Below are 14,267 nucleotides of genomic sequence, written 5' to 3'. Positions count from 1 at the left end.
AAAATCGTGCAAACCCCATGGTTTGCGCCACCGCATCGGGTGGTTGAAGCACGTTAAAGGCACCGACCGGGTCGGTCGCCAGTAACGGAAAAAGGCCGGTGGCAAGAGCCACCAGCCATCAGCCTGTCGCTTAACGCTCGGGCTGGAGACGCAAGGTCAGAGCTTACTTCAGCTCGACTTTAGCGCCTGCTTCTTCCAGTGCTGCTTTGGCTTTGTCAGCTGCGTCTTTGGCAACAGCTTCCAGAACCATGGCAGGAGCGCCGTCAACTACAGCCTTGGCTTCTTTCAGGCCCAGACCGGTCAGTTCACGTACAGCCTTGATCACGTTAACTTTCTTCTCGCCAGCTTCGGTCAGCATGACGTTGAATTCGGTTTGCTCTTCAACAACAGCGGCAGCAGCAGCTGGACCTGCCGAAGCAGCAGCAGCGGTAACGCCGAATTTTTCTTCGAAAGCTTTGATCAGTTCAACAACTTCCATTACGGACATGTTGCCAACGGCTTCAAGGATATCGTTTTGAGAGATAGACATGACTCTAATTCCTGAATTGGGGGACGGCCTACGCGACCATCGAAAAAAACAAAAATACGCGAAAAGGAGTGCCGAGCCTTAGGCTGCTGCAGCTTCTTTCTGGTCGCGAATCGCCGCCAGAGTACGAGCCAATTTGCTGGTAGCGCCTTGAATCACGCTCATCAGCTGGGAAATTGCTTCGTCACGGGTCGGCAAGGTTGCCAGTACGTCGATCTGATTCGCTGCGAGGAACTTGCCCTCGAACGCAGCTGCCTTGATCTCGAACTTGTCCTGACCTTTTGCGAATTCCTTGAAGATGCGAGCAGCAGCGCCCGGATGTTCTTTGGAGAATGCGATCAAGGTCGGGCCTTTGAACACGTCGTTGAGGACCGAATACTCGGTGCCTTCAACAGCGCGCTTGAGCAGGGTGTTACGTACGACACGTACGTATACGCCAGCTTCGCGGGCCTCTTTACGGAGTCCGGTCATCGCGCCTACTGTTACGCCACGGGCATCGGCCACGACAGCGGACAGAGCGACTTTGGCAGCCTCGTTGACTTCAGCGACGATGGCCTTCTTGTCTTCGAGTTTAATTGCCACGGGTTTAACTCCTGCTTGTTACCGTTTCATCTGGCCGAAGCCGGATGTCGTTTTGGTGTCTGATTCGGTAAGGAACCGGGAGCACCATCTGCGTAGGCTTGAGGTTTAAGACTTGCGCCGCCTACGGTCTTGGATAGCCCCCGCCAGGCAGGGACCCCAATCTTTTTCGATTGGCGCAATCGCTTGCGCCAATCCCAGTCTTACGCGTCCAGCGAGCCTTGGTCGATGACCAGACCTGGGCCCATGGTGGTGCTCAGGGTAACGCGCTTGACGTAGATACCTTTCGAGGAAGCTGGCTTGATACGCTTCAGGTCAGCGATCAGGGCTTCAACGTTTTCCTTCAGCTTGACGGCGTCGAAGCCGACCTTGCCAACGGAGGTGTGGATGATGCCGTTTTTGTCGGTGCGGTAACGAACCTGACCGGCCTTGGCGTTCTTAACAGCGCCAGCGACGTCTGGAGTTACGGTACCGACTTTAGGGTTAGGCATCAGGCCACGTGGACCGAGGATCTGACCCAGTTGACCTACAACACGCATTGCGTCCGGGGAAGCAATGACCACGTCATAGTTCAGGTCGCCGCCTTTCATTTCGGCAGCCAGGTCGTCCATGCCAACGCGATCGGCGCCGGCAGCCAGAGCGGCTTCAGCAGCCGGGCCCTGGGTGAACACGGCAACGCGAACGGTCTTGCCAGTGCCGTGTGGCAGCACGGTAGCGCTACGTACGACCTGGTCGGATTTACGTGGGTCAACGCCCAGGTTTACAGCAACGTCAACGGACTCGCTGAACTTGACAGTCGACAGCTCGGTCAGCAGAGCGGCGGCTTCTACAAAGTTGTAGGCCTTGCCTGCTTCGATTTTGCCGGCGATAGCCTTTTGGCGCTTGGTCAGCTTAGCCATTACACACCCTCCACGTTAAGGCCCATGCTACGAGCAGAACCGGCGATGGTACGCACGGCTGCTTCCATATCAGCTGCAGTCAGATCCGCGTTTTTGGTTTTCGCGATTTCTTCCAGCTGAGCACGGGTAACGGTGCCAACCTTAACGGTGTTCGGACGAGCGGAACCGCTGGTCAGGCCGGCGGCCTTTTTCAGCAGAACCGAAGCCGGGGTGGACTTGGTTTCGAAAGTGAAGCTGCGGTCACTGTAGACAGTGATGATCACAGGCGTCGGCAGACCTGGCTCAAGACCCTGGGTACGGGCGTTGAAGGCCTTGCAGAATTCCATGATGTTCACGCCGTGCTGACCCAGAGCTGGACCGACGGGTGGGCTAGGGTTGGCCTGGGCGGCCTTCACTTGCAGCTTGATGTAAGCGGTAATCTTCTTGGCCATGAGGCACTCCAATTACGGGTTCGAACGCCTCGAGAGGCTCCCCGGTTACTTGCGCGTTTATCCCAGTGACGACAAAACCCCACAGCCTTGGACTGTGGGGTTGGGATGCTTGCTCAGCTAGACCTTTTCGACCTGGCTGAATTCCAACTCTACCGGAGTAGAGCGTCCGAAAATGAGCACGGCCACCTGGATGCGGCTCTTTTCGTAGTTGACCTCTTCGACGGTGCCGTTGAAATCAGCGAACGGACCATCGGTAACACGTACGACTTCGCCCGGCTCGAACAAGGTCTTCGGCTTCGGCTTGTCGCTACCATCAGCGACACGACGCAGAATGGCTTCTGCCTCTTTGTCGGTGATCGGCGCAGGTTTGTCGGCGGTACCGCCGATGAAGCCCATCACCCGAGGCGTGTCCTTGACCAAGTGCCAAGTCCCCTCGTTCATATCCATCTGCACCAGCACATAGCCAGGGAAGAATTTACGCTCGCTCTTGCGCTTCTGGCCATTACGCATTTCCACTACCTCTTCAGTAGGGACCAGAATTTCGCCGAAGCCATCTTCCATGCCTGCCAGCTTTACACGCTCGATCAACGAGCGCATGACATGCTTCTCGTAACCCGAGTAAGCATGCACAACGTACCAACGCTTAGCCACGGGACACCCTTAGCCAACAATCAAGGAAACAAGCCAGCCGAGCAGGGAATCAAGCCCCCACAACAGCAACGCCATAACCAGAACAACAGCCACCACAATCAACGTGGTCTGCGTGGTTTCTTGGCGAGTCGGCCATACGACTTTACGAATCTCGGTACGGGCTTCCTTGGCGAGCACGAAGAACGACTTGCCTTTCGCAGTCTGCAGGCCTACAAAGGCAGCTACAGCAGCGATGACAAGCAGAGCCAGCACGCGGTACAGGATCGGCGAACCATGATAATACTGGTTGCCGACGACACCAATCACCACCAAAGCGACTACGACGAGCCACTTGAGAAGATCGAAGCGAGAGCCTTGGGCTTCAGCGTTGGAGGTCATCTATGAAGATCCTGTGAATAGAAAGCCAGATACACCGAGTGAATCTGGCAGGTCAGGAGGGAATCGAACCCCCAACCTACGGTTTTGGAGACCGTCGCTCTGCCAATTGAGCTACTGACCTAAAACTTGAATCAGGCCGACCATTATGTCGGCCCGAGAGAGGTATTTCAACTACTTATTCGATTACTTTCGCTACGACGCCGGCGCCGACGGTACGACCACCTTCACGGATAGCGAAACGCAGGCCGTCTTCCATCGCAATGGTCTTGATCAGGGTGACAGTCATCTGGATGTTGTCACCTGGCATTACCATTTCAACGCCTTCTGGCAGCTCGCAGTTACCGGTCACGTCAGTCGTACGGAAGTAGAACTGTGGACGGTAGCCTTTGAAGAACGGAGTATGACGACCGCCTTCTTCCTTGCTCAGAACGTAGACTTCTGCAGTGAACTTGGTGTGCGGCTTGACCGAACCCGGCTTGACCAGAACCTGGCCACGCTCAACGTCGTCACGCTTGGTACCACGCAGCAGAACGCCGCAGTTCTCGCCAGCACGACCTTCGTCGAGCAGTTTGCGGAACATTTCAACACCGGTACAGGTGGTGGTGGCGGTATCACGCAGACCAACGATTTCCAGGGCGTCTTGAACGCGAACGATACCGCGCTCGATACGACCAGTTACAACAGTACCGCGACCCGAGATCGAGAAAACGTCTTCGATCGGCATCAGGAACGGCTTGTCGATTGCACGCTCAGGCTCAGGAATGTAGCTATCCAGAGTCTCAACGAGCTTCTTGACGGCCGAAGTACCCATGCCATTGTCATCATTGCCTTCCAGCGCCATACGCGCGGAACCGATGATGATCGGAGTGTCATCGCCTGGGAAGTCATAAGTGCTCAGCAGATCGCGCACTTCCATCTCAACCAGTTCCAGCAGCTCAGCGTCGTCTACCAGGTCAGCCTTGTTCAGGAAAACCACGATGTATGGAACGCCTACCTGACGGGACAGCAGGATGTGTTCACGAGTTTGCGGCATCGGACCATCGGCGGCCGAGCAAACCAGGATCGCACCGTCCATCTGGGCAGCACCGGTGATCATGTTTTTTACGTAGTCGGCGTGACCAGGGCAGTCAACGTGAGCGTAGTGACGCTCGGCCGAATCGTACTCAACGTGAGCGGTGTTGATGGTGATACCGCGAGCTTTCTCTTCCGGGGCGCTGTCGATTTTATCGAACTCAACCTTGGCCGAACCGAACACTTCGGAACAAACGCGGGTCAGAGCGGCAGTCAGCGTGGTCTTACCGTGGTCGACGTGACCAATGGTACCTACGTTGACGTGCGGCTTATTACGTTCGAACTTTTCCTTAGCCATCGAAATCACCCTCAGGAGAAGAATTGAGCAAGCTACATCAGCCATTAAAACAAAGGCAGATATTTTCATATCTGCCTTGTTATATGGAGCTCTTGAGCGGATTTGAACCGCTGACCTCACCCTTACCAAGGGTGTGCTCTACCAACTGAGCTACAAGAGCGAAACACTGTGCACAAACAGCAAACTTGGAGCGGGTAGCGGGAATCGAACCCGCATCATCAGCTTGGAAGGCTGAGGTTCTACCACTAAACTATACCCGCGGAGCTTGCAGCTCACGCTTGAAATATGGTGGAGGGGGAAGGATTCGAACCTTCGAAGTCGTAGACGTCAGATTTACAGTCTGATCCCTTTGGCCGCTCGGGAACCCCTCCTAAGCGAGCCGACATTTTACATCATGTCGACCTTCTGTCAAGCATTTTCTCATTTAAATCATGAGGTTAGCTGCGTTGACCCGCTTCGTAGCCAGTCCCTCAAGAGGTGTTCACTGCGAAGCGGGCGCCATTCTATGCAAACTATTCGACAGTTGCAATACCCTCGCAGGGCATTATTTTATGTTTTAACTCATTGAATTCTTTAGCAAGGTTCTGCAGCAGGGCATCGTCCAGCAAATGCTGGCTTTCGGGCGCGATCCGCACCCAGTAACCCGTCGAATCAGGCACATTCACCTGCTCGACCCGCGCCTTGATATTGCTGCCCTGGAGACGCTGCGCGACGGACTGCGCCAGATCCTGGCGAGCGACAGCTCCCAGATAAACACATTCGCCCTCGCGTACCTGGGTGCTTCCAGCCGCACGACGACCACCCGCCCCGTCCGACTCGCTCAACAACTGGATATCCTGGTGAGCGCTGCGGTACAACGAAAGAGGTGCGACTTCCTTGGCCCTCAGGGGTGCCTCCTGCTGATGCCAGACGTAATAGACACCGTTGAGCACCAGCAGCAACAGAAACAACCAACGCATAGGAACCTCAATCGAGCGGACACGCCACCGCCAAGCCAACAAATACCCGATCAGGCACCGGACGCGCCTGCTGGACAAACTCACTACCACTCTCGAACTCAAGCATCGTCACGCAGCCTCAAGCTGAGCTCGCCACCGCTGAAGACCTTTTCGACGCCATCGACCTGCAGGCGCAAGGCGCCTTGCTGATCGATACCCAGCACGACCCCTTCAACCTGGTTCACCCCGGCGACCAGGGCCACCTTGCGCCCTTGCCAGAGGTGATTCTGCTCCCACTCAGCCTGGATCGCGGCAAAACCCGAGGACTGGTGCCATTCCAGGTAAAAGCGCAGCTTTTCACCCAGGCTGGCGATCAACTGGTTGCGATCGATCGACCGCCCCGTTTCCAGGCGAGCCGATGTCCACAGCTGATCCACCTGGTCGGCGACCTGCATGTTGACGTTGATCCCAACCCCCAGCACGACGTGACAGACATCCGCCGGGTCGCCGACCAGCTCCAGCAAAATGCCGGCGATCTTCTTGTTGTCGACCAGGACATCGTTTGGCCACTTCAGACCCGCCCCGGCAATGCCCAGCTCACGCAATGCCTGCAGAACGGCCAGGCCAACCACAAGACTCAGGCCTTCCAGCTGACGCATGCCGCCGTCGATCCTGAGCAACAGACTGTAATAGATATTTTCCGCGAACGGACTGACCCACTGGCGCCCCCTGCGCCCTCGCCCCGCGGTCTGCCGCTCGGCCACCACGATAAAAGGTGCAACAACGCCCTCGCCCACCAGGCGCAACGCCTCGGCATTGGTCGAGTCGATGGAGTCGTAAACATGAACAGGCCAGGGCGCCGAAGGCGTTGCAGTCGCAATCTCCAGCTCGCTCAGCAGCACCAGCGGATTGGCCAACTGGTAACCCCGGCCACGGACTTTATGGATAACCAGCCCGAACTCCGCCTCCAATTGCTGGAGCTGCTTCCAGACAGCACTGCGACTGACCCCCAGCGCCGCTCCAAGCGCTTGCCCGGAGTGGAATCGACCATCTTTGAGGAGCTTCAACAACGTCAGCATGCAGGTCTCGCCTAACAATGAGGCAGGCATGATAGCCATGCGCCGAGGCCTTGCATAGAAACCCAGGGCGCGTAGCGACCAGGTGAAACCCTAGAAGCCAGCCTGCTGCGGGCGGCATTTCGATGGCGTAAAAACAAAACCCCTACCTGCGGTCGCAGATAGGGGTTTCGGAATTTAATCTTGACGATGACCTACTCTCACATGGGGAAACCCCACACTACCATCGGCGATGCATCGTTTCACTGCTGAGTTCGGGATGGGATCAGGTGGTTCCAATGCTCTATGGTCGTCAAGAAATTCGGTAGCCAGGTCGTTGGCCCTTGCGGGTTCACGCTCCAGCGAATGGGTATGTGACAGCTTGGTGTTTTGTGAGTTACAAATTTTCGGTTCGTTTCGTCTTCACACACCGCAATCTGGCCTTTCGACTCAAATTGCTTGGGTGTTATATGGTCAAGCCTCACGGGCAATTAGTATTGGTTAGCTCAACGCCTCACAGCGCTTACACACCCAACCTATCAACGTCGTAGTCTTCGACGGCCCTTCAGGGAACTCAAGGTTCCAGTGAGATCTCATCTTGAGGCAAGTTTCCCGCTTAGATGCTTTCAGCGGTTATCTTTTCCGAACATAGCTACCCGGCAATGCCACTGGCGTGACAACCGGAACACCAGAGGTTCGTCCACTCCGGTCCTCTCGTACTAGGAGCAGCCCCTCTCAAATCTCAAACGTCCACGGCAGATAGGGACCGAACTGTCTCACGACGTTCTAAACCCAGCTCGCGTACCACTTTAAATGGCGAACAGCCATACCCTTGGGACCGGCTTCAGCCCCAGGATGTGATGAGCCGACATCGAGGTGCCAAACACCGCCGTCGATATGAACTCTTGGGCGGTATCAGCCTGTTATCCCCGGAGTACCTTTTATCCGTTGAGCGATGGCCCTTCCATACAGAACCACCGGATCACTAAGACCTACTTTCGTACCTGCTCGACGTGTCTGTCTCGCAGTCAAGCGCGCTTTTGCCTTTATACTCTACGACCGATTTCCGACCGGTCTGAGCGCACCTTCGTACTCCTCCGTTACTCTTTAGGAGGAGACCGCCCCAGTCAAACTACCCACCATACACTGTCCTCGATCCGGATAACGGACCTGAGTTAGAACCTCAAAGTTGCCAGGGTGGTATTTCAAGGATGGCTCCACGCAGACTGGCGTCCACGCTTCAAAGCCTCCCACCTATCCTACACAAGCAAATTCAAAGTCCAGTGCAAAGCTATAGTAAAGGTTCACGGGGTCTTTCCGTCTAGCCGCGGATACACTGCATCTTCACAGCGATTTCAATTTCACTGAGTCTCGGGTGGAGACAGCGCCGCCATCGTTACGCCATTCGTGCAGGTCGGAACTTACCCGACAAGGAATTTCGCTACCTTAGGACCGTTATAGTTACGGCCGCCGTTTACCGGGGCTTCGATCAAGAGCTTCGCGTTAGCTAACCCCATCAATTAACCTTCCGGCACCGGGCAGGCGTCACACCCTATACGTCCACTTTCGTGTTTGCAGAGTGCTGTGTTTTTAATAAACAGTCGCAGCGGCCTGGTATCTTCGACCGGCATGGGCTTACGGAGCAAGTCCTTCACCCTCACCGGCGCACCTTCTCCCGAAGTTACGGTGCCATTTTGCCTAGTTCCTTCACCCGAGTTCTCTCAAGCGCCTTGGTATTCTCTACCCAACCACCTGTGTCGGTTTGGGGTACGGTTCCTGGTTACCTGAAGCTTAGAAGCTTTTCTTGGAAGCATGGCATCAACCACTTCGCGTCCTAAAGGACACTCGTCATCAGCTCTCGGCCTTGAACTCCCGGATTTACCTAAGAGTCCAGCCTACCACCTTAAACTTGGACAACCAACGCCAAGCTGGCCTAGCCTTCTCCGTCCCTCCATCGCAATAACCAGAAGTACAGGAATATTAACCTGTTTTCCATCGACTACGCTTTTCAGCCTCGCCTTAGGGACCGACTAACCCTGCGTCGATTAACGTTGCGCAGGAAACCTTGGTCTTTCGGCGTGGGTGTTTTTCACACCCATTGTCGTTACTCATGTCAGCATTCGCACTTCTGATACCTCCAGCAAGCTTCTCAACTCACCTTCACAGGCTTACAGAACGCTCCTCTACCGCATCACTTACGTGATACCCGTAGCTTCGGTGCATGGTTTGAGCCCCGTTACATCTTCCGCGCAGGCCGACTCGACTAGTGAGCTATTACGCTTTCTTTAAAGGGTGGCTGCTTCTAAGCCAACCTCCTAGCTGTCTAAGCCTTCCCACATCGTTTCCCACTTAACCATGACTTTGGGACCTTAGCTGACGGTCTGGGTTGTTTCCCTTTTCACGACGGACGTTAGCACCCGCCGTGTGTCTCCCATGCTCGGCACTTGTAGGTATTCGGAGTTTGCATCGGTTTGGTAAGTCGGGATGACCCCCTAGCCGAAACAGTGCTCTACCCCCTACAGTGATACATGAGGCGCTACCTAAATAGCTTTCGAGGAGAACCAGCTATCTCCGAGCTTGATTAGCCTTTCACTCCGATCCACAGGTCATCCGCTAACTTTTCAACGGTAGTCGGTTCGGTCCTCCAGTCAGTGTTACCTAACCTTCAACCTGCCCATGGATAGATCGCCCGGTTTCGGGTCTATACCCAGCGACTAAACGCCCTATTAAGACTCGCTTTCGCTACGCCTCCCCTATTCGGTTAAGCTCGCCACTGAATATAAGTCGCTGACCCATTATACAAAAGGTACGCAGTCACCCAACAAAGTGGGCTCCCACTGCTTGTACGCATACGGTTTCAGGATCTATTTCACTCCCCTCTCCGGGGTTCTTTTCGCCTTTCCCTCACGGTACTAGTTCACTATCGGTCAGTCAGTAGTATTTAGCCTTGGAGGATGGTCCCCCCATATTCAGACAAGGTTTCTCGTGCCCCGTCCTACTCGATTTCATGACTAAGAGACTTTCGCGTACAGGGCTATCACCCACTATGGCCGCACTTTCCAGAGCGTTCCGCTAATCTCAAAGCCACTTAAGGGCTAGTCCCCGTTCGCTCGCCACTACTAAGGGAATCTCGGTTGATTTCTTTTCCTCAGGGTACTTAGATGTTTCAGTTCCCCTGGTTCGCCTCTTGCACCTATGTATTCAGTGCAAGATAACCAGCTTATGCTGGCTGGGTTCCCCCATTCAGAGATCTCCGGATCAAAGTCTGTTTGCCGACTCCCCGAAGCTTATCGCAGGCTACCACGTCTTTCATCGCCTCTGACTGCCAAGGCATCCACCGTATGCGCTTCTTCACTTGACCATATAACCCCAAGCAATCTGGTTATACTATGAAGACGACATTCGCCGAAAATTTGCATGCTGCTCAATTAAGAGCCTCACAAATTTTACCTTAGCCTGATCCGTTACCAGTGAAAGTAACGTTCAGTCTATCTTTCTATCACATACCCAAATTTTTAAAGAACGATTCTGAAAAAGATCAGAAATCAACATTCAGCGCCGTTTTAGCGGAATGCTCATTTCTAAGCTTTGACACAAGAAACAGCCGTAAATGGTGGAGCCAAACGGGATCGAACCGTTGACCTCCTGCGTGCAAGGCAGGCGCTCTCCCAGCTGAGCTATGGCCCCGTATTTCTACAGGCTTCCCACACAAAATTGGTGGGTCTGGGCAGATTCGAACTGCCGACCTCACCCTTATCAGGGGTGCGCTCTAACCAACTGAGCTACAGACCCAATTTCGGGCTGCTTCTAATCGTCTTCTTCAATGAATCAAGCAATTCGTGTGGGAACTTATGGAGCAGCTGATGTCGTCGATTAAGGAGGTGATCCAGCCGCAGGTTCCCCTACGGCTACCTTGTTACGACTTCACCCCAGTCATGAATCACACCGTGGTAACCGTCCCCCCGAAGGTTAGACTAGCTACTTCTGGTGCAACCCACTCCCATGGTGTGACGGGCGGTGTGTACAAGGCCCGGGAACGTATTCACCGCGACATTCTGATTCGCGATTACTAGCGATTCCGACTTCACGCAGTCGAGTTGCAGACTGCGATCCGGACTACGATCGGTTTTATGGGATTAGCTCCACCTCGCGGCTTGGCAACCCTTTGTACCGACCATTGTAGCACGTGTGTAGCCCAGGCCGTAAGGGCCATGATGACTTGACGTCATCCCCACCTTCCTCCGGTTTGTCACCGGCAGTCTCCTTAGAGTGCCCACCATAACGTGCTGGTAACTAAGGACAAGGGTTGCGCTCGTTACGGGACTTAACCCAACATCTCACGACACGAGCTGACGACAGCCATGCAGCACCTGTCTCAATGTTCCCGAAGGCACCAATCCATCTCTGGAAAGTTCATTGGATGTCAAGGCCTGGTAAGGTTCTTCGCGTTGCTTCGAATTAAACCACATGCTCCACCGCTTGTGCGGGCCCCCGTCAATTCATTTGAGTTTTAACCTTGCGGCCGTACTCCCCAGGCGGTCAACTTAATGCGTTAGCTGCGCCACTAAAGACTCAAGGTCCCCAACGGCTAGTTGACATCGTTTACGGCGTGGACTACCAGGGTATCTAATCCTGTTTGCTCCCCACGCTTTCGCACCTCAGTGTCAGTATCAGTCCAGGTGGTCGCCTTCGCCACTGGTGTTCCTTCCTATATCTACGCATTTCACCGCTACACAGGAAATTCCACCACCCTCTACCATACTCTAGCTCGCCAGTTTTGGATGCAGTTCCCAGGTTGAGCCCGGGGATTTCACATTCAACTTAACGAACCACCTACGCGCGCTTTACGCCCAGTAATTCCGATTAACGCTTGCACCCTCTGTATTACCGCGGCTGCTGGCACAGAGTTAGCCGGTGCTTATTCTGTCGGTAACGTCAAAACACTAACGTATTAGGTTAATGCCCTTCCTCCCAACTTAAAGTGCTTTACAATCCGAAGACCTTCTTCACACACGCGGCATGGCTGGATCAGGCTTTCGCCCATTGTCCAATATTCCCCACTGCTGCCTCCCGTAGGAGTCTGGACCGTGTCTCAGTTCCAGTGTGACTGATCATCCTCTCAGACCAGTTACGGATCGTCGCCTTGGTGAGCCATTACCTCACCAACTAGCTAATCCGACCTAGGCTCATCTGATAGCGCAAGGCCCGAAGGTCCCCTGCTTTCTCCCGTAGGACGTATGCGGTATTAGCGTTCCTTTCGAAACGTTGTCCCCCACTACCAGGCAGATTCCTAGGCATTACTCACCCGTCCGCCGCTGAATCGAAGAGCAAGCTCTTCTCATCCGCTCGACTTGCATGTGTTAGGCCTGCCGCCAGCGTTCAATCTGAGCCATGATCAAACTCTTCAGTTCAAACATCTTTGGGTTTTGAGAAAACCCTAAACTTGGCTCAGCAATCGTTGGTTACATCTTTGATTTCTCGCGGAGTAACTTGTGATGCTGATAATCTAATGACTATTCAGTCTGACTCCACAAGCACCCACACGAATTGCTTGATTCAGTTGTTAAAGAGCGGTTGGTGAGCTGTTCGCTCAACCGAGGCGCGCATTCTACAGCAGCCTCATTTGCTGTCAAGTGATTATTTTCAGAAGTTTTCAAGGCTTCCCGTGTAACTTCAACCACTTGCGCTTCCGATCTCTCGTTAGCGGGAGGCGAATTCTACAGCGTTACACGCTGCTGTCAACACCTCTTTTACACCGCTTTCGATCGAGAGGATCAAACCGCTGAACCGGCGAAAACACGCTGCCGTTTCAGCTCCTTCTGGGCTTCGATACTCTGAAGCGAACCGCCGACCCAAACTCTCAAAACCCTTGTAACTCATTGAATCTCAAAGGCTTTTCCGTTTCGACCGCGCCGGAAGTGGGGCGAATTATAGACCTGTAGGATTTGCCGTCAACCGTTAATTTCACTTTTCTGTCATAAAGGTCAAAGGCACCGCAAAAACAACTAAGGGAGCCTGCGGCTCCCTTAGCGTTCACCTCACACCCAGCTGGTGCGCCCTCTATCTAAAAGACAGCGTTACTCGGCCTTGAGGGTGATCCGTGCAAATGCCTTCTTTCCAGCCTGACAAACGTGAGTAGCACCCAGCTTGTATATAAAGGAGCGGTCGACGACCTCCCCATCGATACGCACACCGCCGGAACCCAGCAGATCACGAGCGACCGCCGAGTTCTTCACCAGACCCGCCTTATTGAGGACAGCGGCAATCGGCATGTCTTCAGTCGCGCCGATTTCGACCTCAGGCAGATCATCCGGCAGCTCGCCATCTTTCATGCGATTGCCCGCCCCACGGTGAGCACTGGCCGCCGCCTCTTCACCATGGAAGCGCGCGACGATCTCTTCAGCCAGCTTGATCTTGATATCACGCGGGTTGGCACCCGCCTCGACATCCTTGCGCAGCTGATTGATCTCATCCATCGAACGGAAGCTCAGCAGCTCGAAGTAGCGCCACATCAAGGCATCAGGGATCGATACCAGCTTGCCGTACATGACACCCGGCGCTTCCTGGATCCCCACATAGTTGCCCAGGGACTTGGACATCTTCTTCACGCCATCCAGCCCTTCGAGCAACGGCATGGTGAGAATGCACTGAGCCTCCTGTCCATAGGCGCGTTGCAACTCACGCCCCATCAGCAGGTTGAACTTCTGGTCGGTACCGCCCAACTCGACATCCGCGCGCAGCGCAACGGAGTCATACCCCTGCACCAGCGGATAAAGGAACTCATGGATGGCGATAGGCTGGTTGGTGCCATAGCGCTTGCTGAAGTCGTCGCGCTCGAGCATTCGTGCCACGGTGTACTGCGACGTCAGGCGAATGAAGTCCGCCGGCCCCATCTGGTCCATCCAGGTGGAGTTGAACGCCACCTCGGTCCTGGCCGGATCAAGGATCTTGAACACCTGGTTCTTGTAGGTCTCGGCATTCTCGAGCACCTGCTCGCGCGTCAGCGGTGGACGCGTGGCGCTCTTGCCGCTCGGGTCACCAATCATGCCGGTGAAGTCGCCGATCAGGAAGATCACCTGATGCCCCAGCTCCTGGAACTGGCGCAGCTTGTTGATAAGGACCGTGTGTCCCAGATGCAGATCCGGTGCCGTCGGGTCAAAGCCGGCCTTGATACGCAACGGCTGGCCGCGTTTGAGCTTCTCGACCAATTCGGACTCGACCAACACCTCTTCCGCACCACGCTTGATCAGCGCGAGCTGCTCTTCAACCGACTTCATAACCAACCTGCAAGGCTCAGATTCAAAGGGAACCAACCATACAAGATCACAGCCCAAATACAAGTTTTGCCCGGCATACGGGCACGAAACGCCCGTCCGCACATGACAGACTTGCTTCAGAGGTGTTTTGGTTATATTTTATACAGTTATTTCATCTTCATCAT

Annotated in this window: 10 protein-coding genes, 6 tRNA genes and 3 rRNA genes; all 19 read right to left on the bottom strand. The window is 54.5% G+C overall.

Translation table 11 applies throughout. The features are described from left to right. Positions 1-163 precede the first annotated feature (163 nt). The 19 genes from rplL to tyrS all read right to left on the bottom strand — a co-directional run bounded on the left by rplL (position 164) and on the right by tyrS (position 14,103). Positions 164-529 carry a 50S ribosomal protein L7/L12 gene (gene rplL / locus NUH87_RS20455; RefSeq protein ID WP_056855887.1) on the bottom strand — a complete coding sequence of 122 codons (366 nt, stop codon included), beginning with the start codon at positions 527-529 and terminating at the stop codon, positions 164-166. Positions 530-607: 78 nt separating this feature from the next. Beyond that, positions 608-1,108, bottom strand: coding sequence for a 50S ribosomal protein L10 (rplJ, locus tag NUH87_RS20450; RefSeq protein ID WP_040071288.1), 501 nt, complete (start codon positions 1,106-1,108; stop codon positions 608-610). Positions 1,109-1,308: 200 nt separating this feature from the next. Beyond that, positions 1,309-2,004, bottom strand: a complete 696-nt coding sequence (rplA, locus tag NUH87_RS20445; protein ID WP_040071289.1) for a 50S ribosomal protein L1 — start codon at positions 2,002-2,004, stop codon at positions 1,309-1,311. After that, positions 2,004-2,435 carry a 50S ribosomal protein L11 gene (gene rplK, locus NUH87_RS20440; protein WP_007933726.1) on the bottom strand — a complete coding sequence of 144 codons (432 nt, stop codon included), beginning with the start codon at positions 2,433-2,435 and terminating at the stop codon, positions 2,004-2,006. The genes rplA and rplK overlap by 1 nt, the downstream gene beginning before the upstream one ends. A gap of 117 nt (positions 2,436-2,552) precedes the next feature. After that, positions 2,553-3,086 carry a transcription termination/antitermination protein NusG gene (gene nusG, locus NUH87_RS20435; RefSeq protein ID WP_010443972.1) on the bottom strand — a complete coding sequence of 178 codons (534 nt, stop codon included), beginning with the start codon at positions 3,084-3,086 and terminating at the stop codon, positions 2,553-2,555. Positions 3,087-3,095: 9 nt separating this feature from the next. Beyond that, the gene (gene secE, locus NUH87_RS20430; RefSeq protein WP_040071290.1) at positions 3,096-3,464 is read right to left on the bottom strand and encodes a preprotein translocase subunit SecE; all 369 of its coding nucleotides are present in this window, start codon (positions 3,462-3,464) and stop codon (positions 3,096-3,098) included. 45 nt (positions 3,465-3,509) lie between these two features. Beyond that, positions 3,510-3,585, bottom strand: a tRNA-Trp gene (locus NUH87_RS20425). Positions 3,586-3,639: 54 nt separating this feature from the next. Further along, the gene (tuf, locus tag NUH87_RS20420; protein ID WP_338522482.1) at positions 3,640-4,833 is read right to left on the bottom strand and encodes an elongation factor Tu; all 1,194 of its coding nucleotides are present in this window, start codon (positions 4,831-4,833) and stop codon (positions 3,640-3,642) included. 84 nt (positions 4,834-4,917) lie between these two features. Then, a tRNA-Thr gene (locus NUH87_RS20415) sits at positions 4,918-4,993 on the bottom strand. Positions 4,994-5,019: 26 nt separating this feature from the next. Beyond that, positions 5,020-5,093, bottom strand: a tRNA-Gly gene (locus tag NUH87_RS20410). 26 nt (positions 5,094-5,119) lie between these two features. Then, positions 5,120-5,204, bottom strand: a tRNA-Tyr gene (locus NUH87_RS20405). A 141-nt stretch (positions 5,205-5,345) separates the two neighbouring features. Then, positions 5,346-5,792 (bottom strand): SPOR domain-containing protein, encoded by a 447-nt coding sequence (locus tag NUH87_RS20400; protein ID WP_338522481.1) that lies wholly within the window; start codon positions 5,790-5,792, stop codon positions 5,346-5,348. 98 nt (positions 5,793-5,890) lie between these two features. Beyond that, positions 5,891-6,850 carry a bifunctional biotin--[acetyl-CoA-carboxylase] ligase/biotin operon repressor BirA gene (gene birA, locus NUH87_RS20395; protein WP_338522480.1) on the bottom strand — a complete coding sequence of 320 codons (960 nt, stop codon included), beginning with the start codon at positions 6,848-6,850 and terminating at the stop codon, positions 5,891-5,893. 178 nt (positions 6,851-7,028) lie between these two features. Continuing rightward, positions 7,029-7,144 (bottom strand): 5S ribosomal RNA (rrf, locus tag NUH87_RS20390). A 152-nt stretch (positions 7,145-7,296) separates the two neighbouring features. Further along, a 23S ribosomal RNA gene (locus NUH87_RS20385) occupies positions 7,297-10,187 on the bottom strand. A gap of 250 nt (positions 10,188-10,437) precedes the next feature. Beyond that, positions 10,438-10,513: transfer RNA gene (locus NUH87_RS20380), tRNA-Ala, on the bottom strand. A 28-nt stretch (positions 10,514-10,541) separates the two neighbouring features. Beyond that, positions 10,542-10,618: transfer RNA gene (locus tag NUH87_RS20375), tRNA-Ile, on the bottom strand. Positions 10,619-10,700: 82 nt separating this feature from the next. Then, positions 10,701-12,237, bottom strand: a 16S ribosomal RNA gene (locus NUH87_RS20370). Together the 16S, 23S and 5S rRNA genes with 2 tRNA genes alongside form the textbook arrangement of a ribosomal RNA operon. Before the next feature lie 666 nt (positions 12,238-12,903). Next, the gene (tyrS, locus tag NUH87_RS20365; RefSeq protein WP_338522479.1) at positions 12,904-14,103 is read right to left on the bottom strand and encodes a tyrosine--tRNA ligase; all 1,200 of its coding nucleotides are present in this window, start codon (positions 14,101-14,103) and stop codon (positions 12,904-12,906) included. Positions 14,104-14,267: the final 164 nt, after the last annotated feature.

The sequence above is a fragment of the Pseudomonas batumici genome (assembly GCF_036585405.1).
GTDB classification, from domain to species: Bacteria; Pseudomonadota; Gammaproteobacteria; order Pseudomonadales; family Pseudomonadaceae; genus Aquipseudomonas; species Aquipseudomonas batumici.
The sequence above is the reverse complement of the archived record's forward strand: the minus strand, read 5'-3'. Positions and strand labels throughout refer to the sequence as shown.

Coding starts and splice junctions, on each gene's coding strand:
- tyrS (WP_338522479.1), bottom strand. CDS start 14,103: ATGAAGTCGGTTGAAGAGCAGCTCGCGCTGATCAAGCGTGGTGCGGAA.
- tuf (WP_338522482.1), bottom strand. CDS start 4,833: ATGGCTAAGGAAAAGTTCGAACGTAATAAGCCGCACGTCAACGTAGGT.
- rplA (WP_040071289.1), bottom strand. CDS start 2,004: ATGGCTAAGCTGACCAAGCGCCAAAAGGCTATCGCCGGCAAAATCGAA.
- secE (WP_040071290.1), bottom strand. CDS start 3,464: ATGACCTCCAACGCTGAAGCCCAAGGCTCTCGCTTCGATCTTCTCAAG.
- birA (WP_338522480.1), bottom strand. CDS start 6,850: ATGCTGACGTTGTTGAAGCTCCTCAAAGATGGTCGATTCCACTCCGGG.
- rplK (WP_007933726.1), bottom strand. CDS start 2,435: ATGGCCAAGAAGATTACCGCTTACATCAAGCTGCAAGTGAAGGCCGCC.
- rplL (WP_056855887.1), bottom strand. CDS start 529: ATGTCTATCTCTCAAAACGATATCCTTGAAGCCGTTGGCAACATGTCC.
- NUH87_RS20400 (WP_338522481.1), bottom strand. CDS start 5,792: ATGCGTTGGTTGTTTCTGTTGCTGCTGGTGCTCAACGGTGTCTATTAC.